Consider the following 21299-nt stretch of genomic DNA (forward strand, 5'->3'; position numbering starts at 1 on the left):
TAAAAATCTAACTTGGTTATGTTGTTAATAGTAGTTGCTGGTTATGTATTAACGAATATATAACTCGATAATTATAAATATTTCTGAGAATATAAGTGAATAGATGAATCAAAAAGTAATTTCTATAATCTATATCTGTTTAACACTTGTTGCGATTGGCTGCACTTTGCTCTTTTTCTCTGCATGGAACTCTGGCGCGTCCGTTGAAAATCAACTTCATGGAAAATTTTTAAAGAATTTTAATATAGATGTATGTGAAATCAATAAACGTAAAGTCTATATTTCAGGGTGGTCATATATTCCAAATCAAGATCATACCGTCACGAAGATATATGCAGAAATACAAAATGGTAAATTATTGCCTATTTCTAGCAATTTTATTATTCGACAAGATGTAAGTAAGCTATTCAGTGATGGTAGACTATATAAAAACTCAGGATTTCAAGCATCTAAACGATTAATTAATGAAAAAAACTTAACAAAAAAAATCTTTATTGTTACTCAAAATGAAAATAATCTATCTTATGTTGCACAATTTGTCTGTAAATAAATATTTCAAAGTTTTTTGTTTTAGTATAATCGTTTTCTTGTTAATTTTGCTCTCTATAAGCGTGCATCTTGACCGAGCTACGGATGATGATTTCTTTCTATCAATTGTAGATCATTGGAATATTGTTGATTTTCTAGTAGAGCGATATAAAATATGGACAGGACGCATCCCTTTAGAAGCTCTGATGGTGTCTACGATTAATTATCCAATCTTTTGGAGAATGGCAATACCTTTGTCTTTGTTGCTATTATCGACTTCGATTAGCAAGATAGTATGCCAAAAAGTAACATTATATTATACTTTCATAATTTTAATATTATTGTTTGCAATACCACTTTTTATTAATGCCAATGCGGCATGGTGGATCACAGGTTTTTATATTTATTTACTGCCTTTATCCTTAGCAACATATGCAATTTCATTCATATTAAATCAAACACAATCTAAGATACAATTTATTTTAGTTTGTATGACGACATTTCTTTTTGCTTATGCCGAGCAAATAGGTGTTTTCTTCTTTTTGATCGTATTTACTGTTTTCTATAGTGAGAAAAGAACTCGAAATTATAAAAATTTTATTATTTATGGTTTAGCGCTTATTAATTTTTTTATATCAATCACAGCACCTGGGAATTATGTAAGGTTACGCGCAGAAACATGGAGTTGGTTTCCTGACTATCTTAATTATTCGTTTATACAAAAGCTAAGCTTTGGCTTTGATAAACTTCATCAATTATTTGGGTTTTACTGGAATATTCCTCTGATAATATTTATGCTTTTATTGGCTCTGTTATATATAGTTTATGGAACCAAATTTCTTGTTGGTAATATGTGTTTGGCAACAGTTATTGCATTTATGAGTATTTCCATAGTTCAGTGGAATGGTCTTAGTTTTCCTTTATTTGGGAAAAACTTTTTAAATGCAAATATACTTAATGTAGAGAAGTGGGTTTCAGTATCGACCTATATTTCATATTTTTTTGTGATGATGGTGATAATATCTCTTCTTGTTTTAATACTTGCAACATTAAAGAATAACCATACAAAATTAATGGTTTTGAGTATCTTTACAGTTGGTATTTTGGACACAATTATTATTGGTTTGTCACCGACAATATATGCTTCCAGTTTGCGAGTGGATTATGTATTTGAAGTTTGCTGTGTGATGAATTGTGTTTATTTAATTCATTATATCTATGAATTAAATAAACACAATTCATCACACAGCAAACTATAGAGATTATTTAATCGATTTCAACCATTCTTGATGATTAATCACATGCGAAAAAAGGGTTAGATCTTTTTCTAATGCGGTGTTGTGTTCTTGCATACTTAAAGTAGCACAACAATCACTAAGCGTTGTAACATCATAACCTTTTTCATAAGCGGTACGCACGGTTGATTCAACACAACAATTAGTTAAAAAGCCACAAACTGCCACAGAATGGATGTTCAGTTGTCGCAAAATGAAATCTAGGTTTGTACTATAAAAAGCATCCAGCCCACGTTTTCCTTCAAGGATAATTTCAGTAGGCAAAGGCTTAACATCTTCAACAATTTCTGCACCCCAACTATTTTGGCGAAAGGCTTTGGTTGCAACGACATTTTGTAAAACACCATATGTTGGCTTTCTGATTTCGCGATAATTATCTGAAAAGCTGATTGGGGAGTAAATTATAGTAATCCCTTTTTCTCTGGCTGATTTCAATGCAGCTTTGCTGTTTGCCAGCATATTGATTTGTTGCATACAATCTTTGACTCCTTCGTGTAAAGCACCATTCTCGGAGGTAAAATCATGTTGATATTCAATTAAAATTAATGCGGTTTGTAATGCAGTCATAAAAGAACCTTTAATATTATATAAGATTAATAATTTACATTCTACTTTTAAAGGATGTACTATGTTTGAAGTGATAGTAAATACATATTACTATTTTACAAAATTTTATTTTATATATTTTAATAGAAGCAAAGTTATTATTGATGAGTAATACACCTGTAAAACGTTTAAGTGTGCCAAATATTATGGCAAAAAAAGGCAAAGAGCCAATTGTTTCTTTGACTGCTTATACAACCCCAGTGGCGCAATTGATGGATGATGATGTTGATTTGATCCTAGTCGGTGATTCATTGGGAATGGTAATTTATGGATTGGATACAACACTAGCGGTCACAACAGAAATGATGATTGCACATGGTCAAGCTGTTATGCGTGGCTCTAAAAAAGCATGTGTGATGGTGGATTTACCTTTTGGTTCATATCAAGAAAGTCCAGAACAAGCATTTCGTACGGCTTCTCGTGTTTTACAAGAAACAGGTGCAGCAGCAGTAAAGCTGGAAGGTGGAGAGGAAATGGCTGAAACGGTGGAGTTCCTGACGAAAAGAAATATTCCCGTATGCGGTCATGTTGGATTAATGCCTCAAGCCGTGCAAATGATGGGTGGCTTTAAAGTCGCGGGTAAAAATGATGCTGGCGTGCAAAAAGTCATTCGTGATAGCCACGCAATCGCAAATGCAGGTGCGTTTGCGGTGGTATTAGAAGGCGTAGTAGAGCCAGTCGCTGAAACCATCACACAACAACTTTCTATCCCTACAATTGGTATTGGTGCGTCACCCGCTTGTGATGGTCAAGTCTTGGTTTGTGATGATATTTTTGGTGTATTTCAAGGGTTCAAACCGAAATTTGTTAAACGCTATGCACAAGTTGGTCAAACCATGAAAGAGGCTGTTAAACAATACGCAGAGGAAGTTCGTTCTAGGGCTTTTCCGAGTATGGAATATTGTTTTTTGCCTAAAAAGAATTAATTGTTAATTGCCATGATCTAAAATTAGGTCATGGTTTTAATCTAACTTTTTAATATTACCATCTCTAAATATCATCTGTTTTTACCAGTGATATAGTTATGAATTATTCCCATTATTTGTTGCGTTAAGTCTAATTCAGAAGATGCTATCTTCTGGGGTTCCTTAAAAATATATGTTAGATTATATCCTAATATTTTTACTATAAAGTTATCACTCGGTAGTTCTATAAAAGCATTTTCAAAAGTTTCAGTATGTGTATAAATCTTATTATATTCCCTTTTAAAAGATTTTATTTCCAGAGATTGCATGAGTTGCATCATAGAATATCGGGTATTTGTAGTTTTATTAGATATAAAGGATTGACTTGTTAACTCATATCTTTCAAATCGAGACTGAATTTTTTTCTTATTTAAATGAGGTTGAGATTTTATCCAAGAAAGATCAAAGGTTGGATTGAATGAAACTATTTGAGGAGGAAAGGTCGGTATAAAATCTATTGTAATTTTTTTTAAATAGACTTTTCCATCCTCTGTTATAAAATCCCCATCATTACATCCTCTAACCCTCAATAAACTTATATTATATTGCTTAGCACGTTCTATTGCGCCGCTTTGATACCCAGTTTTAGTAGCATAGATTAAATGAAGATCAGGAATATCCCTTGTTTTCCCTAAAAAAGAATCAATTTTTTCCACACTAATTTTCGATGTATAATCTTTGCATTCCATGACGTTTCTATAGGTAATTCCGCCAAACTCAAATTCCCAATATAAATCAAATTCTCTGCCTTTGATTATTTTATTAAGCTCAACAGTCATACGTTTAGTAGGAAGAAGATCTGAAGTAGGTAAATTTAGGATCGTTTCTTGTATAGTTTTAACTAATTTTTCGTATTCTTTACCTGTATTTTTGGTTATAATTCACCATTATATTATGATAACTATAATTAAAGACTAGTTTTTTATTAGTTTATTATAAAAGTATATTGAAATTAAATAATAATATCATTACTGGTAAGGTAAGTTACACTTAATTTTTGTAATTCATGCCTTACTTTGTTTGTTGTCGTTTCATACTTGTTAGTATGAAGCGCAACAGGTTTAGTTGCATCTTGAATAATATAAGTTTCAAACCCAGCTTTAACAGCATCTTGAGCTGAATAGGCAACGCAGAAATCTTCTGCCAAGCCTGTAAAGAATATTCGTTTAATGCCAATATTTTGTAGCCAGCCAACTAATCCTGTTGAAGTCGTCTGATCATTTTCATAAAAGGCAGAATAGCTATCAATATGCTGATGCCATCCTTTGCGAAGGATCATTTGGAAATATTGTTGTTGTAATTTAGATGATAATTCTGCGCCGAATGTATTTTGTACAGCATGGGCAGGCCATAAAGTTTGCTTACCATAAGGTAAATTTATTTCATCATAAGGCTGTGCGTTGGGATGATTATTGGCAAAAGAAATATGATTTTCAGGATGCCAGTCTTGAGTTGCAAAAGAACGTTCGAAGCGATGGGACAAAAGGTGGTTAATGACAGGAATAATTTGATCTCCATCTTTAACCCCTAATGTCCCACCAGGCAAAAAGTCATTTTGCACATCAATCACAGCCAAAATATCGGTTTGTTGATTAATGTGCATTGTCGTTTTATTTACCCGTTAATGCGGTTGCAATACGACGAGCAAATAAGGTTGGATCAATTGGCATTTCGCCATCTTGAACACGCGCAAGATCAAGCAAAATGGTTGCTTCTTCACTGATATCTTTGCCATCTTTTGTTTTAAGAACCAAAGACTTAATCCAAGGATGGTTTGGATTTAATTCCAATACAGGTGCAGGAGAAGGCATCGTTTTATCGTTACGGCGCATGAGACGTTGCATTTGCAAATCTGGCCCACCAGCAGACGCAGCCAAAATAACAGGACTGTCAACCAGACGTTGTGTTGTGCGAACTTCGGTCACTTTATCAGCCAAGATATCTTTTAAAGATTTTAGCAAACCTTCTTCTTCCTCGCTGTTGACATGTTCAACATCACCCATCAGTTTCTCAAGGTCTTCTTTGGCTTGAGTAATGCTGCGTAAAGGTTTGTCTGAATATTTACCAACGCGATCTGGCCAGAATGCATCAACTGCATCGGTAAAGAGCAATACTTCAATCCCTTGCGCTTTAAACCCTTCCAACTGAGGAGAAGACGCAAGAATATCTTTGGAATCCCCAGCAAGATAATAAATTGCTTCTTGGTTTTCTTTCATCCGAGAAACATAATCCGGTAGGGTGGTGAAGTCTTCTTGAGTAGAAGAGTAAAATCTTGAAAGCTTAATGATACTTTCTGAATGTTCGCCATTTTCCCAAAGACCTTCTTTGAAAATCGCACCAAAGAGATTCCAGAATGTTTTATATTTTTCTTCGTCTTCTGAAAGTTTAGTCAATTCTGACATCACACGATTGGTTAATGCTTTGCGGATACGTGCCAATACGGGCGTATTTTGTAACATTTCACGAGAAACATTTAATGGCAAATCTTCTGTATCAACGATCCCTTGGATAAAGCGTAACCAAGCAGGAAGCATTTCAGCTTCATCCGTAATGAACATACGACGAACATGCAGGCGAACTTTACTTTTTCTTTCTTGATCCACAGGTTCGAATGGAGAAATCATCCCTGGGATAAAGAGTAAAGATGTAAATTCAAATACACCCTCGGCATGCCATAATAAAGTTGCCAAAGGTTTGTCGAATAAATGCGTAATATGGCGATAGAAGTCTTCAAGTTGTTCATCAGTGATTTCACTGCGAGGTTTGCGCCATAAAGCGGTACCTTCATTCGCGTTTCGTTCTTCTTCATCGCCTTGCTTAATCGCAATCGGCCATGCAATATGATCCGCCCATTTGCGAATAATATTTTCAAGACGCATGCTTTCTAAATATTCATCAGCATCGCTTTTGATATGAAGAATAATGGTTGTGCCTGCGGTTTCACGCGTTGCTTCAGCAAGCGTATATTGACCTTTGCCTTCAGAAGTCCAGCTCCAAGCTTCATCTGTTCCTGCACGGCGAGAGATCACTTCAACTTTGTCAGCCACCATAAATGCAGAGTAAAAACCAACGCCAAATTGACCAATTAAGTTTGGACGATCTTCTGCTTTTGATTCTTTTAATTCTTTTGCAAAAGCACGAGTGCCAGAACGCGCAATCGTTCCCAAATTTTGAATGATTTCTTTTTTGCTCATTCCAACACCATCATCGCTGATGGTCAAAAGATGAGCCTCTTTATCAACGCTTAGGCGAATTTGAGGGGTTGCAGGAAGTGCACAAGCTTCGTTTGTTAATGCCTCAAAGCGTCTTCTGTCCATTGCGTCGGCAGAATTAGCGATCAATTCTCTTAAAAATATTTCTCGTTCTGAATAAAGGGCGTGAACCACTAGATCCATTAGACGTTCGACTTCGGCACTAAATTGATGTTGTTCTTCTTTTGGTGCAGATGTTTCTTTACTCATAAAAATAAGTTTCCTTAATGTTGTTAGATAAAAATAGTTTTTTAAATTTTCGAGTAATATTATACAATAAATAGGGGTGAAAAATAAAGAGGGTAAACGTAATGGCAAAGATTTTGAGCATTCGCTCTGATATTTTTAGTGCTTTATCACAAGTAAAAACAATTGCATTGGTGGGGGCATCAAACAAACCAGATCGTCCAAGTTATGGTGTGATGAAAAGCCTATTGGGTTATGGATTTAACGTTATTCCTGTCAATCCAATCTTGGCTGGAAAAATGATTTTAGAGCAGACAGTATATGTAACTTTATCTGATATCGATGCGTCAATTGATATGGTAGAGATTTTCCGTAATGCAGAGGCCGTGCCTGCGATTGTTGATGAAATATTGGGACTAAAAATGACGCCTAAATTAATATGGATGCAATTAAATATCATTCATGAGGTTGCTGCTAAACGTGCTGTAGATGCAGGGATTGACGTGGTGATGGATCGATGTCCTGTGATTGAGTTAGGGTTGCATGGATAGTGTGATTCAATCAAAAATTATACCACTATTTATTTAAAAAAAGACCTTAAAATGATACTTTTATTAATCATGCTTACTTTAATGGCTGCTATACCAGCAGTTATTATATTTTTAGTTGTTCGTGAGAGGTTTAGGCATTCTGATATTTTGCTCTCTTTTTTATTTTTTATATGTTGTATTTATTATGGATTGTCGAGAGATTTTGATGTATTTTTTCTCGGATTTTTCGTTCTAACTTGCCTATTTTTTACATCTGTTGCTGTTATTATATATAAATTTCAGCATAATAAATCTATCAGAAATCTATTAATCTCTGTAATTCTAATAATTTTGGCTCCAATAGCGACAATCATTTCATCTAAATTTTACCCGTATGAAGCGTTCTATCAATGGGCTTTGTTTAATCCTGATCTGTTCATAGAAGCAAAAGGAGAAGAAGGATTTTTACATGAAATTGATGCTTGGGGTTGGGGTGGTATGGATTCTTCACTTATGCTAGCACCCAGCCAAGATTATAATTTGACCGTATCAAATGACCTAGAATTATGGAAAGCGAAGAATGGCATTGTTTGTGATATAGCTCGCGTTTATAAAGTGTATCCAAAAATATATACAATATTCCCATATACTAATGAAGATTGTTATAAAAAATCAGATCTTAACAAATAGAGATGGGTTATTTTATTTCTAACTTCAGAATGGTTGATTGTTCAGCACAAACCCATTGAACATATTCATCTAATATAGATTGTAATTTAGAAAAACCGTTATGTAATTCAAAACTGTCTTCATCCATATAAAGACTTTTATTGATTTCGATTTGCATAACATGAACATTTTGAGGAGGATTACCGTAATGTCGAGTAATATATCCCCCTGCATAAGGAATATTTTTGTTCACTTTTAATCCTTTGTCAGTGAAAATTTTTTGACTATTGTTGATAAGGGTCGGAGAGCATGTTTGTGCAAAGCCATCTCCTAAAACAATATCTGCATAATAAGGATTTCGTTTAGGAATAGAAGGCATTGAATGAATATCTAGGATAATACACCCACCGTTTTCCTCACAATTTTTCTGAATAAAATCTTGTATTTGTTGATGATACGAAAACCAATAGGTTTCGATACGTTGTTTAATTTTCGGAAAAGATAAATAATATTTATAAATTTGTTTACCGTTATTACTGATTTTATGCACAGTACCCAGTCCTCTTTTAACTTGAGGGCTATTGATATGGCACCATTCTGGTAATGGTTCTTTAAATAAATCTGGATCGAGTTCCCATGCTTCTCTATTTAAATCACAGAAAATCCTAGGAAGGCATGCCTGTAAAAAGGTTACGCCATATTGTGAAACATTTTCTAATAAAAGATTAACATAACTATCTTCGCTTTTCCGTAATTCATCTAGAGAAAGTCTGCACAATGAGAGTAAACGAGAATCATATTCCATACCAGAATGTGGCGAACTGATCAAAATAGGATAAGAGGGTGTAGTGCGGGGACGTTGGATAAGAAAAGGTTCAGAAAACGGCGGATTTATCAGGTCAAAAAGAGACATTAAACATTCTCATTAAATAAATAAATAAAATTATCGGATAAAATATTTCATTTTTTTCACTTTGGCTACTTGCACTTTTAAAAGAACATCGCTATTAAACATCTATCAGCTAAGATGGGTGTATAGCTCAGCGGGAGAGCACTACCTTGACATGGTAGGGGTCACAGGTTCAATCCCTGTTACACCCACCATCTAAGCTTTGAATATTTTCCTTTTAAAATTATTTAAACATCATACTTTTAAAGACATTATCCTTGTCGATAAAGTGGTGCTTTAATGCTGCGGCAATATGTCCAACAACCATAATTCCTACAATCCAAGATAAATAAATGTGAGTTGGCTTGATGATTGCTTTTAACTCTGGATTGGTGTGGATTAAAGTGGGTAGGTCAAAAAGATATAGAACAGGTGCGGTATAACCAACGCTCCAACTGAGCAAGCATCCTGTAACTGGCATCATAATAAGTACGATATATAAACAGATATGCATGAAATGAGTTAGTTTTTTTAAATGTGGAGACATAGTATGAGGCAGGTCAGGGACTGGATGTGTATAACGCCAAAATAATCGAATACAAAAAAGAAATATAATTGTTGTTGCTATGTTTTTATGTAATCCGATAAGAGTGTGTCTTAGTGTGTCTGTATTGGAAAGGATAAAATGATCGCTATAAAATCCTACACACCAAACAAAAATAAAAAGTGCAGCCATTATCCAATGTAGTATTTTGGCAGTTAACGTATATGAAGTATTCATTAAATTCTAATCTCGATAAATTGTATGGTTTTCAATTTTATTTGTATAATAAAATGTAAATATATCGACAACAATTTAATATAGTCAGGATTTAATAATGATTAATAATATCTATTGTATTGGCAGAAACTATTCTGAACATGCCAAAGAATTGGGAAATAATGTTGAAGCTGAACCTATTATTTTCAGCAAACCTAATTCTTCATTGATTACAAATGATATAATTACGTTGCCTATTTTTTCAAATGACGTTCATTATGAAACCGAATTAGTAATTAAAATTGCCAAAGAAGGGTTTCAAATTCAACTTAATGAAGCTGAAACTTACTATAACGAGGTTGCTGTAGGGTTGGATCTAACTGCCAGAGATTTGCAAACAAAGTTAAAAGACAAGAAGCTCCCTTGGTTTTTGTCAAAAGGATTTAAAGATTCTTGTTACGTATCCTCTTTTATTTCTAAAGGCAAATTTGGAAAAGATGTTCGCTTTTCAATGAGTTTAAATGGTGAGAAACGACAGGAAGGAAATACCAAGGATATGATTTTTAATATTCCAGGAATTATTAAGTATCTTAGTCAATACATCGTGTTGAAGCCAAATGATTTGATTTACACAGGTACTCCCAAAGGTGTTGGACAATTAAAGCATGGGGACCAACTTTCTCTTTTTATAGAAAATCAAAAAATGGCTGATTTGCAAGTGAAGTGAGTTTAGATTCCAGTTTTTTATATTGAAGAAATACTGACTTGATTGATGGATTATAAAGTGGGAGTGAGGGCAAATGGTTGGCACTCAACGGGCGATGCAGAGTTTAAATCTACAACAGTTTTTATAAAGAATTTTTTGATAAACGTAATGAGCGTTTCAGCTGTTAAGAAGGAAATACATGCCGTCAATTTATACTTTTTTATCTGATGAAGATTGGGAAAGGAGTTGTTTGTTGTTATCAAGCGATTTGATATATACCAAATAAAATATTTAAATAACGATCTGTTTTTGTTTCTGACCTTGCTATGAATAAGAGATATGATTAATGTTAAATATATAACAATTTAAAGTATCATAATATAAGGATAAAACATGATAGAGCGTCGTAAATTTTTAATTGGGGCAGGAACAGCAGTTACAACTTCTGTAATGTTTTCTGACTCTGTATTAACCAAAGCGGCTGCTCAAAGCATAGCAGGATATCAAGCTTTCCTAAAACAGATTCAACAACAAGCTATTGGTCAAGGGTTCAATGCCTCTATTATGAAGCGTGCATTGGATTGGTCGGTTCCAAATGCAAAAGTTATTCAGTTGGATCGTAAACAACCTGAATTTACGATGACTTGGGCACAATATTACGAAAAAGTCATCTCCCCAACAAAAGTTAGTCAAGGAAAAGCCTCTTATCGTTCCTTATCTGGCATATTATCGAAAATTTGGAAGCAATATCAAGTTGATCCAAGGATTGTATTAGGGATTTGGGGTATTGAATCTGCGTATGGAAAACATACAGGTAAATTCAATGTTATTGATTCTTTGGCAACGCTTGCTTATGAAGGCAGAAGAGCAAAATTCTTCAAATCTGAGCTTATGAAAGCATTAAAGATTTTAGATAACCGCGATATTGCGCCTGAAAAGATGTTAGGCAGCTATGCTGGTGCAATGGGGCAGCCACAATTTATGCCGAGTGCATATTTGCAATATGCAGTGGATTTTTCAGGCACAGGGCAACGTAATATTTGGACGGACGTGCCTGATGTATTGGCTTCAATTGCGAATTATTTGGCAAAATGTAGTTGGCGTGGTTCCGAGCCTTGGGGTCAAGAGATCACAATTGAAGGTAATTTATCCCAAGGGCAAATCGGACGTAAAAACATCAAAACCCTAGGCCAATGGCAAGCTTTGGGAGTCCGACGTAAAAACGGAACAAAATTTTCAAATGGCTCTGTTCAAGGTGCCGTTATTAGACCCGATGGTGAGGGTGGGCAGGCGTTTATGGTTTATCATAATTTCAACGTTATTCGTCGTTATAATCCATCAGATTACTATGCTTTGGCAGTTGGATTGCTTGGTGATGCAGTTGGTTAATAAATAAAGTTGTTTTTTAAGAAAGAGAAGCGTAAAGCTGAGAATAATTTTATTTTTTGAATGGCTGTAATGACCATGAAATACCCAATGATAAAAACATACAGTTTTGCGTTTGCAGCTTTGTTGCTGGCATCTTGTTCTAAACAAGATGCTTCCACTTTACCTCAAGTAAAACTTCATTATGAGACAGGTCAACCATATCAATTAGGGGAACGGTGGCTATACCCCGAAGAAAATTTTGCATATAGAGGATCAGGTCTTGCTATTGTTTCCTCTAAAAAAGCCAAACAAGCCACAGCTGACGGTGAAATCTATTCCCCTCAGTCTATGACTGGTGCTCATCCTACGTTACAATTACCCGCTATTGTAAATGTCCGTAATTTAGAGAATGGTCGGGAAATTACGATCCGATTAAATGATCGTCCAACCTCTACTTTGGATAGAATATTAGAGCTCACCCCAAAAGCAGCTGAGTTATTGGGGATTGCTAAAAATTCCACTGCTAAAGTTGAAATCATCGAAGATGAAAAACGCAGTCAAGATCTGGCTTTTAAAATGCCGAATGGTCCTCAGACGCAAATGCAGGTCAACACAGCACCGTTGGATACGATCAAGGTTGAAAATTTGGACGGATCTCAATCTTCAAATTCCAATGCACATCCTATTGAACAACCTGCGGAAAACAGTATAAAAGGATTATTGTCTTTAGATGAGCTTCCTGTTGAATACCGTCAAGGTGCTGCAACGGGTGGTCAATTATGGATTGATGGTGGATCTTTTACTTCGAGTGTTTATGCTAATCGTTTAGCCGCAAGAATGGGTGGTCGTTTAGTTAATACTTATACTGGGGGGCGACGTGTTATCAGGGTTCGCTCTGGACCATATAATACTGTCGAACAAGCAGATCAAAACTTGGATTCTTTATTAAAATCTGGCATAAAAGGTGCCAAAATTATTGTTGAATAGGGATAGAATAAGCGTGCAAACTCGTAGATCATTATTAACTGGTGCTAGTGGCCTTGCTTTTTCTTTGGCCGTAATGAGTTCTTCTCCAGCTGAAGCAAAAAAAAACAATCGTAAACAAGCTGCTGCTCCTGCACAGCCACTAGCCCCCAGTGGCCCCCCAGCTAATACGCCTATTGGGCCATTTGCGACTAGTGCACAATATGCATTTATTATGGACTATAACACAGGTGCTGTTTTGTTGGATAAACTGGCAGATCAGCCTATGCATCCATCCTCTTTGACAAAAATCATGACATGTTATGTCGTGTTTGCTATGTTGCGCACGGGACGTATTAAACTGGATCAACTTTTACCCGTCAGTGAAAATGCATGGAGAATGCAGGGTTCAAAAATGTTTGTGCCCTTAAATGGGCAAATCTCTGTACAAGACCTTATCCAAGGCGTGATTATCCAATCTGGGAATGATGCATGCATTGTTTTGGCAGAGGGGATAGCAGGGTCAGAACAACAATTTGTTGCGATTATGAATGATTGGGCACCTAAGTTAGGTTTGAAAAATACACATTTCTTGAACTGTACAGGCTGGCCTAATGATAATCATTTAATGTCTGCACACGATATTGCATTGATTGCATACCATCTTATTCATGATTACCCTGAATATTATCATTTCTTTTCCGAAAAAGAATTTACATTTAATAATATTACCCAAGGCAACCGCAATGTCTTGGTTGATAAAGGATTAGCGGATGGTTTGAAAACAGGCCATACGGCCGCGGGCGGATATGGACTCTGTGCCAGTTCTGAACGAAACGGTCGTCGTGTGATTATGGTTGCTAATGGCATGTCTTCTATGAATGAACGTGCGCATGAATGTGAACGTTTATTGCAATGGGCATTTAATCAGTTCGAAAATGTTAAATTATTCAACAAAGGTGAGGTTATTGAAACTGCACCTGTATGGATGGGAACTTCTCCAACTGTGCCTTTGGTTGCTGGTGAAGATTTAGTGATGACGTTACCCGTTGGTTGGCGTAATAAAATGCAAGTTACCTTGGATTATAACGCTCCAATTGCAGCGCCTATTACCAAAGGGCAAGCCGTTCAAGCCTCTTTATCTGTTCAAAATGGTGGGCAAGCTATACAGATTCCTGTTATTGCAGGTGAAACTGTTCCAAAGTCTGGCATGATTTCCAGAACCTTTAAAAATATTGGTTATCATTTCGGAAAAAAAATATAGTGCTTTTGTGAATGAAGAATAGAAAATGTAATTGATTACTTCTCTATTTTTCATTTTATAAAATAAGAAGGAGAGTATGATACAGCAATGGCAGGATATTTGATTACTTTCGAAGGTGGAGAAGGTGCTGGAAAATCAACGCAATCTAAGCGTTTGTATGAAGCATTTAAAAGAGATGGTCGAAAAGTTTTATTGACCAGAGAGCCTGGTGGTACAAAGGGTGCTGAAGCTATTCGAGAGTTGTTGCTGTTTGGTGGTTATTCTTTTTCTTTACGTTCTGAAATCATGGCGCATTTTACGGCACGTTGCGATCATGTAGACCAAATTATTAGACCTGCATTGAGCCAAGACTATATTGTTATTTGTGATCGTTATATTGATTCTACGTTAGCCTATCAGGGATATGGTCTGGGTAAAGGGGATCAAGACCTCATTCAATATATTAAACAGCTTTCACATTTGATTGCTTTACAACCTGATCTGACCTTAGTTTTCGAAGCCCCTTATGATGTTATGAGAGAGCGGTGTCATGCCCGTCAAGGCAGAGTGGATCGTTACGAACAACTCGATGAGAATTTTCATTATCGTGTTTTGAATGGATTTAAACAGATCATGATTGACCATCCCAATCGGTGCGTCAGAGTAGATGCATATAGAGATGTGGAAATAATTCATCAAGATGTGTATGATATTGTATCTCGTCAACTGTTTGAATCGAAACAATGATACCAAGGCAAAATGATCATTTATGGGGACATAAAAAGGAATATGCTTATTTTCAACAAGCAATTGCGAAAAATAAGTTGCATCATGCTTGGCTGATTAGTGGTGATGAAGGAATAGGAAAGGCAACCTTTGTTTATCATTTAGTTCGATTAATCTTGGGACAAAGTCTAGCAGCGATCAGTCGTATTAAAGCAGGAAGCCATGCTGATTTATTAGTCGTTGGTCGTCGTATAGATGAAAAAAAGAATCGATTACGTTCTGAAATTTTGATGGATGATATCAAAGCCGTTGGAGAATTTTTACGCCTAACCCCAGCAGAGGGTGGGTGGCGTATTGTTGTGATCGAAGATGCGGATTTGATGAACCGTAATGCAGCCAATAGTTTATTAAAATTGTTGGAGGAGCCACCCAAAGGGGCTTTATTATTTTTAATTACAACGCATCCCAATCGGTTACTCCCAACAATCTTAAGTCGATGCCGGAAGATGACTTTGCATGGATTATCTGTTGAAGAGATGGAGCAGGGCTTATCTGTTTTAAATCCTCAATTATCTAAAACAGATCAAAGTAAAGCAATCCAAATGGCTGATGGTTCTTTGGGCAAAGCGTTACAATTGTTGGAGAGTGGGCATTTAAATATAAAGGACATTGTCGAAACACTTTTCAACCAGCCACTCAAGGGTAAAGAAATCTATAAGCAAGCAGATTTGATATTACAAAAAGAAAATGGCTTTTCTATTTTTCTGGATTTAATAACAGAAGCTATTACTGCACGTATTCGCAAAGCCGTGCAAGAACATCAAAATGAATTTGGATATCCCATGCGATCTATTTCACAATGGATAGAAATATGGCAAACACTTTTAAAGTGGCATAAAGAAGCCGAATCTTTTAACCTAGATAAAAAACAAACACTCATTTCTGAATTAAACCTTGTAAGTGAACTATGAAACCTCATTATATGATTACTACCCCGATTTACTATGTGAATGGGGCTCCACATGTTGGTCATGCTTATACGTCGATTGCTGCTGATGTTTTGGCTCGTTTTAAACGCCTGGACGGCTATGATGTGTTTTTTTTAACGGGCACCGATGAACATGGTCAAAAAGTAGAGCAAGCAGCTCAGGATAAAGGTCAATCAGCGCAAAATTTTGCAACGATGGTATCTGCGCAATTCCGGGATATGGCAGATCAACTGAACATTTCTTATAATGATTTTATCCGCACCACTGAAGAACGCCATATCAAAAGTTGCCAAGCATTATGGCAAAAAATTGCAGATGCAGGTCATATTTATCTTGGGGCTTACGAAGGTTGGTATTCATTGCGCGATGAGTGCTATTATGGTGAAGATGAGCTGACGACCGCTGAAGACGGACGTAAAATTGCACCAACAGGGGCTGAAGTAAAGTGGTTAAAAGAGCCTTCTTATTTCTTTAAACTTTCTGCATGGCAAGACAAGTTATTAGAATTTTATGAGCAACATCCTCATTTTATTGGCCCAGAAAGTCGTCGTAATGAGCTGCTGAGCTTTATTAAATCTGGATTACGAGATTTATCCGTCAGCCGAACCAGCTTTAAATGGGGCATTCCAGTTCCTGGCGATGATGACCATGTGATGTATGTATGGTTTGATGCGCTGACGAATTATATTTCAGCTCTGGGTTATCCGAATATAGAAAGCTCTGACCTATGGCGGTTTTGGCCTGCTGATTTGCATTTGGTTGGTAAAGAAATCTCTCGTTTTCATGCGCTTTATTGGCCAGCATTTTTAATGGCTGCTGGTTTGGAAGTTCCAAAACGTATTTATTCTCATGGCTGGTGGACGGTCGAAGGTGAGAAAATGAGTAAATCAGTTGGGAACGTGATAGAACCGTTGAAACTCGTTGAAGAATTCGGGCTTGATCCTGTTCGCTTCTTTTTACTGCGTGAAGTTCCATTTGGTGGGGATGGGGACTATAGCCGACAATCCTTAATCAATCGCATGAATAACGAATTAGCAAATGATTTAGGGAATTTGGCTCAAAGAACTCTTTCTCAAGTCATGCGAAACTGTGAAGGAAAACTGCCTGAAATTGGGCAACGTAATCAGGACGATGAGGCTTTACTTTCCAAAGCAATCTTATTGCCAATTTTGTTGCGTGAACAAATGGATCGTCAAGCGTTGCATGAATCTTTGGAAACGATTTGGAAAATTATTCGTGCTTCGAATGCCTATATCGATCATCAGGCCCCTTGGACATTGAAAAAGACTGATTTGGAACGAATGAATGTAGTGTTACGGGTTTTGGTTGATACGCTGCGTATTATTGCAACGTGTTTACAACCCTTTATGCCAGGGGCAATGGATAAATTATTGACGCAATTGGGTGTGACAGAATCTGAACGTCAGTTATCAGATCTTGAAACCCTTATTCCTGCGGGCCGAGAGCTTCCTGCACCTTCTGGTATTTTCCCAAGATTTATAGAGGCTGAATAATTCTGATGCGTTTAGTTGATTCCCACTGTCACCTTGATTTTTTTTCAGACGAAGAACTTGTAACTCTGTTAGATCATGCAGAAGAAGCAAAGCTAGGAGAGGTCGTAACGATTGGCACACGCATATCCAAAGCGGATATGCAAAAGCGTATTACGACGTTCACCCGACCTGATTTAAAAGTATGGTGCACGGTTGGAACGCATCCTGAATATGTTCAAGATGAAGCCTTTGCGACTGCGGATGAGATAGCTGCCTTAACTGATCATCGGCAGGTGATTGGTATTGGGGAAACGGGGCTTGATTATTTTTATGGTGAACCGCATGTGTTCATTAAACAACAAGAATTTTTCAGAGCCCATCTTCAGGCAGCTCAGAAAACACAATTACCCGTTTGCATCCATGCTCGTGAAGCTGATGAAGATATTGCGCGAATTTTACAAGAAGAAACACAGAACGGGGGCAGTTTTCCTTTTTTAATTCATTGTTTCACGTCCAGTCTTGCTTTGGCTCAAGCAGCCATTGATCTTGGGGGATATATCAGTATTTCTGGAATTGCGACCTTTAAGAAAGCACAAGAATTACGGGATGTCATTGTTCAACTGCCAAGAGATCGTTTATTAGTAGAAACAGATTCGCCTTATCTGGCACCTGTTCCTTACAGAGGTAAGCGCAATGAGCCTGCCTTTGTTGCACATACGGCGAAATATGTTGCAGCGTTATTGGATATGGCTGAATCAGAATTTATCGATCAAACGACAAGTAATTTTCATCGTTTATTTACGAAAGCAAGATAAGAATGAAAGTAACCTTTTTGGGATGCAGCGGTTCAGGTGGTGTGCCAATGGTTGGTGGTGAAGATGGTAAAGGAGAGTGGGGGGCTTGCGATCCTTTGGAACCTAAAAATCGTCGCACTCGTTCTTCTGTTGTAATTGAAACAAATCTTGGTAAGCGGATTATTATTGATACAGGCCCTGATATTCGCGAACAATTATTACGTGAACAAATTAGCAAACTCGATGCAGTTATCTATACACATGCACATGCAGATCATATTGCGGGTTTAGATGAATTACGTTCTATTAATCGTATGATTGGGAAACCTATACCAATTTATGCGACTTCTGAAACATTGCAAGAGCTAAAAAGTCGTTTTTCGTATGCGTTTAAGCCTTGGACAACAGCGCCTCATTTTTTCCGTCCTGCATTAGATGTGAATATCGTTGAATATGGTGACGCATTTACCGTTGCAGAAGAAACCATTCAGGCGTTTGAACAATGTCATGGGTTTGGTAAAACGCTTGGGATCCGTTGTGGTTCGGTTGCGTATTGCACAGATGTGATGGATATTTACCAAGATGGATTGGATATACTACATGGCGTAGAAACTTGGATTATAGGATGTTTTCAACGAGAACCACATCCTGCCCATGCGTGGGTTGATAAAGTCTTGGAATGGCGTGAAAAGATTACGCCTGGTAGGACGATTTTAACACATATGGGACCTGATATGGATTGGGAATGGTTAAATAATAACCTTCCTGATGGTATAGAGGTTGCTTATGATGGTTTAAAGATTCTTTTTACATAATAGTTCTAAATATATTTTTGTTTTTATAAAAAACAGAATAAAAATAAATCAGGAAAGCAAAAAGAGATTTTATTTAATTTTGACGCTACTAAGTGTATTGTTGCTTATTTATATCATAACTTACTACCAAAAATATAAAAATTATAATAAACACATAATTAACTTAAAACCTTATGGTTAAATCCCTAACTATAAACAAAATATATTGTAATTTAAGAATTAAGAGCTTGAAGAATGACGATTGAAAACGAAGGCTTAATCAAAGAAACCCCACTGGCAACTGCATTAAGCGAGCGTTATCTAGCTTATGCATTGTCAACGATTATGTCTCGGTCTTTACCAGATGTGCGGGACGGATTAAAGCCAGTTCATCGTCGTTTAGTATTTGCTATGCGTCAATTAAAGTTAGATCCAAAGTCTGGGTTTAAAAAATGTGCACGGATTGTGGGGGATGTGATTGGTAAATACCATCCTCATGGGGATGCGTCTGTTTATGAGGCATTGGTTCGTTTGGCACAAACCTTTGCCGTAAGATATCCTTTGGTTGAAGGTCAGGGCAATTTTGGTTCTATTGACGGTGATAACGCAGCGGCGATGCGATATACGGAATCTCGTATGACCATGATTGCTCAGGCTTTACTCGAAGGAATTGACGAGAATGCAGTCGACTTCCGTGATACGTATGACGGTGAAGAAGAAGAACCGATTGTTCTGCCTGGGGCATTTCCTAACTTATTAGCAAATGGTGCCAGTGGAATTGCGGTGGGGATGGCAACCAATATTCCCCCTCATAATGCGGGAGAGCTTTACTCTGCCGCGTCTTATTTAATTAAAAACCCACAGGCAACAACCAAAGATTTGTTAAAATTTGTTCAAGGACCTGATTTTCCTACAGGGGGTGAACTGGTTGAAAATCAAGAGTTAATTTTACAAACCTACGAAACAGGTCGTGGTTCTTTGCGCCTTAGAGCGCGGTGGGAAGTAGAACAAGGGCGATTTGGTACGTGGCAAGTTGTGGTTACTGAAATCCCATATCAAATTCAGAAATCTAAATTGATTGAGCAAATTGCTTCGTTGATGGAGCAAAAAAAACTTAATTTACTGGCTGATATTCGTGATGAAAGTACTGATGTTGTCAGATTGGTTCTAGAACCTAAAAATCGTACGATTGAGCCTGAAGTCTTAATGGAATCGCTTTTTAAAGCCACCGCTTTAGAGGGACGTTTTTCCTATAATATGAATGTTTTAGATTCCAAATCTGTTCCTAAAGTAATGGGATTAAAGGAAATTTTGCGTGCTTGGTTGGACCATCGATATGATGTATTGGTTCGTCGTAGCCAACACCGCCTTAGCGCTTTGGAACGTCGTTTGGAGATTTTACAAGGACTACTTGCGGTTTATCTTAACCTAGATGAAGTTATACGAATTATACGTGAGGAAGATGAAGTTAAAACCGTTTTGATGCAGACTTTTAAACTGACAGATTTACAGGCTGAATCAATTTTAAATATGCGTTTACGCAGCTTACGTCGTTTGGAAGAAGATGCTATTCGTCATGAATATGATGAGCTTTCTGCTGAAAAAGAAGCATTAAACGCGTTGTTAAATAATGAATCTTTGTGTTGGAAAAAAATCTCTCAAGAATTAAAAGAAGGCAATAAACAATTCGGTTCAGGTGTTTTGGGGCAACGTCGCACGTTGATTTCTGGCGCACCAAAAGCAGTTGATGTGGTTGAAGTGCTGGAAGAGGTTGAAAGAGAACCGTTAACTATTATTTTGTCTCAAAAAGGGTGGATCAAAGCATTAAAAGGGCATGCTCTGGACTTGACTTCACAAAAATTCAAAGAAGGCGATCAGTTCGAAACTTCCTTAGAATGCCAAAGCAACGATCGCATTTGTGTCTTCGGCAGTGATGGGAAAAGCTTTAATATCAAAGCCTCTGATTTGCCACGTGGTCGCGGGGACGGGCAACCTATTCGTTTATTGGTTGAACTCTCTAATGATGCGACTATTCTGGCTTTGTTTGTATTAGATGAGAATGGCAAATACTTACTGGTATCCGATAGTGGACGTGGGTTTATTACCGAAGGAAATAATCTATCAACCGATCGTAAAATAGGTAAACAACTTTTAAATCTTAAAGAGGATGAAAAAGCAATTTATTGTTTGCCGATCAATGGCGATTATGTGGCCATTGCAAATACTGCGAGCAAGTTCCTAATTTTCCCAATAGAGCAAATTCCAGAGCTGAAAAAAGGTGCTGGGGTTATTTTACAAAAATTAGGCAAGGGCAAACCAAAACTTATTGCAATTTTCTCTTCCAAAGAAGGGTTAGTCATTTCTGAAAAAAGCCGAAAAAGAAGTTTAGAAGACTTAAAAGATTTTGTAGGTAATCGTGCGGGTGTCGGAAAAAAATCACCTAATTGGTTAAGAGGATAATTTTACTGATGAATAAACATGGAAAATGGATATTATTTTCCATGTTTAAATTTGATTATGTCGTTTTCAATTGCTTGAATAATG

The 21299-nt window shown here is 36.7% G+C and carries 21 protein-coding genes and 1 tRNA gene; 16 read left to right on the forward strand and 6 right to left on the reverse strand.

The genetic code is table 11. The annotated features are described in order from the left end of the window. The first annotated feature begins 103 nt into the window (after positions 1-103). Positions 104-550: a hypothetical protein gene (locus tag PQG52_RS03415; RefSeq protein ID WP_271827911.1), complete on the forward strand. Its 447-nt coding sequence runs from the start codon at positions 104-106 to the stop codon at positions 548-550. Next, positions 537-1787, forward strand: coding sequence for a hypothetical protein (locus PQG52_RS03420; protein ID WP_271827912.1), 1251 nt, complete (start codon positions 537-539; stop codon positions 1785-1787). The genes PQG52_RS03415 and PQG52_RS03420 overlap by 14 nt, the downstream gene beginning before the upstream one ends. Before the next feature lie 3 nt (positions 1788-1790). Here the strand turns inward: PQG52_RS03420 and PQG52_RS03425 are convergent, their stop codons facing one another. Then, positions 1791-2390 carry a cysteine hydrolase family protein gene (locus tag PQG52_RS03425; RefSeq protein ID WP_271827913.1) on the reverse strand — a complete coding sequence of 200 codons (600 nt, stop codon included), beginning with the start codon at positions 2388-2390 and terminating at the stop codon, positions 1791-1793. 143 nt (positions 2391-2533) lie between these two features. On the opposite strand from PQG52_RS03425, the gene panB reads away from it, so the two are divergent. Beyond that, positions 2534-3355 carry a 3-methyl-2-oxobutanoate hydroxymethyltransferase gene (gene panB, locus PQG52_RS03430; protein WP_271827914.1) on the forward strand — a complete coding sequence of 274 codons (822 nt, stop codon included), beginning with the start codon at positions 2534-2536 and terminating at the stop codon, positions 3353-3355. 71 nt (positions 3356-3426) lie between these two features. Here panB and PQG52_RS03435 read toward each other — a convergent pair whose 3' ends face one another. The 3 genes from PQG52_RS03435 to htpG all read right to left on the reverse strand — a co-directional run bounded on the left by PQG52_RS03435 (position 3427) and on the right by htpG (position 6855). After that, complete coding sequence (locus PQG52_RS03435) at positions 3427-4173, reverse strand: hypothetical protein (RefSeq protein ID WP_271827915.1); 747 nt, start codon at positions 4171-4173, stop codon at positions 3427-3429. 173 nt (positions 4174-4346) lie between these two features. Then, positions 4347-4997 carry a bifunctional nicotinamidase/pyrazinamidase gene (gene pncA / locus PQG52_RS03440; RefSeq protein WP_271827916.1) on the reverse strand — a complete coding sequence of 217 codons (651 nt, stop codon included), beginning with the start codon at positions 4995-4997 and terminating at the stop codon, positions 4347-4349. A 7-nt stretch (positions 4998-5004) separates the two neighbouring features. Further along, positions 5005-6855, reverse strand: a complete 1851-nt coding sequence (gene htpG, locus PQG52_RS03445; RefSeq protein WP_271827918.1) for a molecular chaperone HtpG — start codon at positions 6853-6855, stop codon at positions 5005-5007. Positions 6856-6956: 101 nt separating this feature from the next. On the opposite strand from htpG, the gene PQG52_RS03450 reads away from it, so the two are divergent. Both PQG52_RS03450 and PQG52_RS03455 read left to right on the forward strand, forming a co-directional pair. Beyond that, a complete protein-coding gene (locus PQG52_RS03450) occupies positions 6957-7382 on the forward strand; it encodes a CoA-binding protein (protein ID WP_271827919.1) in 426 nt (141 codons plus the stop codon). Between the two features lie 51 nt (positions 7383-7433). Next, positions 7434-8051 carry a hypothetical protein gene (locus PQG52_RS03455; protein WP_271827921.1) on the forward strand — a complete coding sequence of 206 codons (618 nt, stop codon included), beginning with the start codon at positions 7434-7436 and terminating at the stop codon, positions 8049-8051. 7 nt (positions 8052-8058) lie between these two features. On the opposite strand, the gene PQG52_RS03460 is transcribed toward PQG52_RS03455, so the two are convergent. Beyond that, positions 8059-8943 (reverse strand): N-formylglutamate amidohydrolase, encoded by an 885-nt coding sequence (locus tag PQG52_RS03460; protein WP_271827922.1) that lies wholly within the window; start codon positions 8941-8943, stop codon positions 8059-8061. Between the two features lie 116 nt (positions 8944-9059). Between PQG52_RS03460 and PQG52_RS03465 the strand changes: the two genes are divergently transcribed. Next, positions 9060-9134 (forward strand) — tRNA-Val (locus PQG52_RS03465). Positions 9135-9163: 29 nt separating this feature from the next. On the opposite strand, the gene PQG52_RS03470 is transcribed toward PQG52_RS03465, so the two are convergent. Further along, positions 9164-9700, reverse strand: a complete 537-nt coding sequence (locus tag PQG52_RS03470) for a cytochrome b (RefSeq protein WP_271827924.1) — start codon at positions 9698-9700, stop codon at positions 9164-9166. A gap of 97 nt (positions 9701-9797) precedes the next feature. Here PQG52_RS03470 and PQG52_RS03475 point away from each other — a divergent pair, with 97 nt between their 5' ends. The 10 genes from PQG52_RS03475 (at position 9798) to parC (ending at position 21215) form a co-directional block, all read left to right on the forward strand. Next, positions 9798-10406 (forward strand): fumarylacetoacetate hydrolase family protein, encoded by a 609-nt coding sequence (locus PQG52_RS03475; protein ID WP_271827925.1) that lies wholly within the window; start codon positions 9798-9800, stop codon positions 10404-10406. 372 nt (positions 10407-10778) lie between these two features. Beyond that, positions 10779-11774: a lytic murein transglycosylase gene (locus tag PQG52_RS03480; RefSeq protein WP_271827926.1), complete on the forward strand. Its 996-nt coding sequence runs from the start codon at positions 10779-10781 to the stop codon at positions 11772-11774. An 87-nt stretch (positions 11775-11861) separates the two neighbouring features. Further along, a complete protein-coding gene (locus tag PQG52_RS03485) occupies positions 11862-12740 on the forward strand; it encodes an SPOR domain-containing protein (RefSeq protein ID WP_271827927.1) in 879 nt (292 codons plus the stop codon). A gap of 13 nt (positions 12741-12753) precedes the next feature. Next, the gene (locus tag PQG52_RS03490; RefSeq protein WP_271788844.1) at positions 12754-13980 is read left to right on the forward strand and encodes a D-alanyl-D-alanine carboxypeptidase family protein; all 1227 of its coding nucleotides are present in this window, start codon (positions 12754-12756) and stop codon (positions 13978-13980) included. A gap of 87 nt (positions 13981-14067) precedes the next feature. Continuing rightward, on the forward strand, positions 14068-14706 hold the full coding sequence (gene tmk / locus PQG52_RS03495) for a dTMP kinase (protein WP_271827929.1): 639 nt from the start codon (positions 14068-14070) through the stop codon (positions 14704-14706). Then, positions 14703-15656, forward strand: coding sequence for a DNA polymerase III subunit delta' (locus PQG52_RS03500; RefSeq protein WP_271827930.1), 954 nt, complete (start codon positions 14703-14705; stop codon positions 15654-15656). Before tmk ends, PQG52_RS03500 begins: the two co-directional genes overlap by 4 nt. After that, complete coding sequence (gene metG / locus PQG52_RS03505; RefSeq protein WP_271827931.1) at positions 15653-17188, forward strand: methionine--tRNA ligase; 1536 nt, start codon at positions 15653-15655, stop codon at positions 17186-17188. The genes PQG52_RS03500 and metG overlap by 4 nt, the downstream gene beginning before the upstream one ends. Positions 17189-17193: 5 nt before the next feature. After that, positions 17194-17982: a TatD family hydrolase gene (locus PQG52_RS03510; protein WP_271827932.1), complete on the forward strand. Its 789-nt coding sequence runs from the start codon at positions 17194-17196 to the stop codon at positions 17980-17982. Positions 17983-17984: 2 nt separating this feature from the next. After that, positions 17985-18776 (forward strand): MBL fold metallo-hydrolase, encoded by a 792-nt coding sequence (locus PQG52_RS03515; RefSeq protein WP_271827933.1) that lies wholly within the window; start codon positions 17985-17987, stop codon positions 18774-18776. Positions 18777-19010: 234 nt separating this feature from the next. Then, complete coding sequence (gene parC, locus PQG52_RS03520) at positions 19011-21215, forward strand: DNA topoisomerase IV subunit A (protein WP_271827934.1); 2205 nt, start codon at positions 19011-19013, stop codon at positions 21213-21215. The last annotated feature ends 84 nt before the right edge of the window (positions 21216-21299 follow it).

Source organism: Commensalibacter communis, from assembly GCF_947179105.1.
Lineage (GTDB): Bacteria > Pseudomonadota > Alphaproteobacteria > Acetobacterales > Acetobacteraceae > Commensalibacter > Commensalibacter communis.

What these genes read in the sequence shown, in the direction of transcription:
- PQG52_RS03455 (WP_271827921.1), top strand. Translation starts at nt 7,434, where the DNA reads ATGATACTTTTATTAATCATGCTTACTTTAATGGCTGCTATACCAGCA.
- htpG (WP_271827918.1), bottom strand. Translation starts at nt 6,855, where the DNA reads ATGAGTAAAGAAACATCTGCACCAAAAGAAGAACAACATCAATTTAGT.
- PQG52_RS03500 (WP_271827930.1), top strand. Translation starts at nt 14,703, where the DNA reads ATGATACCAAGGCAAAATGATCATTTATGGGGACATAAAAAGGAATAT.
- PQG52_RS03515 (WP_271827933.1), top strand. Translation starts at nt 17,985, where the DNA reads ATGAAAGTAACCTTTTTGGGATGCAGCGGTTCAGGTGGTGTGCCAATG.
- parC (WP_271827934.1), top strand. Translation starts at nt 19,011, where the DNA reads ATGACGATTGAAAACGAAGGCTTAATCAAAGAAACCCCACTGGCAACT.
- PQG52_RS03435 (WP_271827915.1), bottom strand. Translation starts at nt 4,173, where the DNA reads ATGACTGTTGAGCTTAATAAAATAATCAAAGGCAGAGAATTTGATTTA.
- PQG52_RS03480 (WP_271827926.1), top strand. Translation starts at nt 10,779, where the DNA reads ATGATAGAGCGTCGTAAATTTTTAATTGGGGCAGGAACAGCAGTTACA.
- PQG52_RS03485 (WP_271827927.1), top strand. Translation starts at nt 11,862, where the DNA reads ATGATAAAAACATACAGTTTTGCGTTTGCAGCTTTGTTGCTGGCATCT.
- PQG52_RS03415 (WP_271827911.1), top strand. Translation starts at nt 104, where the DNA reads ATGAATCAAAAAGTAATTTCTATAATCTATATCTGTTTAACACTTGTT.
- tmk (WP_271827929.1), top strand. Translation starts at nt 14,068, where the DNA reads ATGGCAGGATATTTGATTACTTTCGAAGGTGGAGAAGGTGCTGGAAAA.
- metG (WP_271827931.1), top strand. Translation starts at nt 15,653, where the DNA reads ATGAAACCTCATTATATGATTACTACCCCGATTTACTATGTGAATGGG.
- PQG52_RS03450 (WP_271827919.1), top strand. Translation starts at nt 6,957, where the DNA reads ATGGCAAAGATTTTGAGCATTCGCTCTGATATTTTTAGTGCTTTATCA.
- PQG52_RS03475 (WP_271827925.1), top strand. Translation starts at nt 9,798, where the DNA reads ATGATTAATAATATCTATTGTATTGGCAGAAACTATTCTGAACATGCC.
- panB (WP_271827914.1), top strand. Translation starts at nt 2,534, where the DNA reads ATGAGTAATACACCTGTAAAACGTTTAAGTGTGCCAAATATTATGGCA.
- PQG52_RS03460 (WP_271827922.1), bottom strand. Translation starts at nt 8,943, where the DNA reads ATGTCTCTTTTTGACCTGATAAATCCGCCGTTTTCTGAACCTTTTCTT.
- PQG52_RS03510 (WP_271827932.1), top strand. Translation starts at nt 17,194, where the DNA reads ATGCGTTTAGTTGATTCCCACTGTCACCTTGATTTTTTTTCAGACGAA.
- pncA (WP_271827916.1), bottom strand. Translation starts at nt 4,997, where the DNA reads ATGCACATTAATCAACAAACCGATATTTTGGCTGTGATTGATGTGCAA.
- PQG52_RS03425 (WP_271827913.1), bottom strand. Translation starts at nt 2,390, where the DNA reads ATGACTGCATTACAAACCGCATTAATTTTAATTGAATATCAACATGAT.
- PQG52_RS03470 (WP_271827924.1), bottom strand. Translation starts at nt 9,700, where the DNA reads ATGAATACTTCATATACGTTAACTGCCAAAATACTACATTGGATAATG.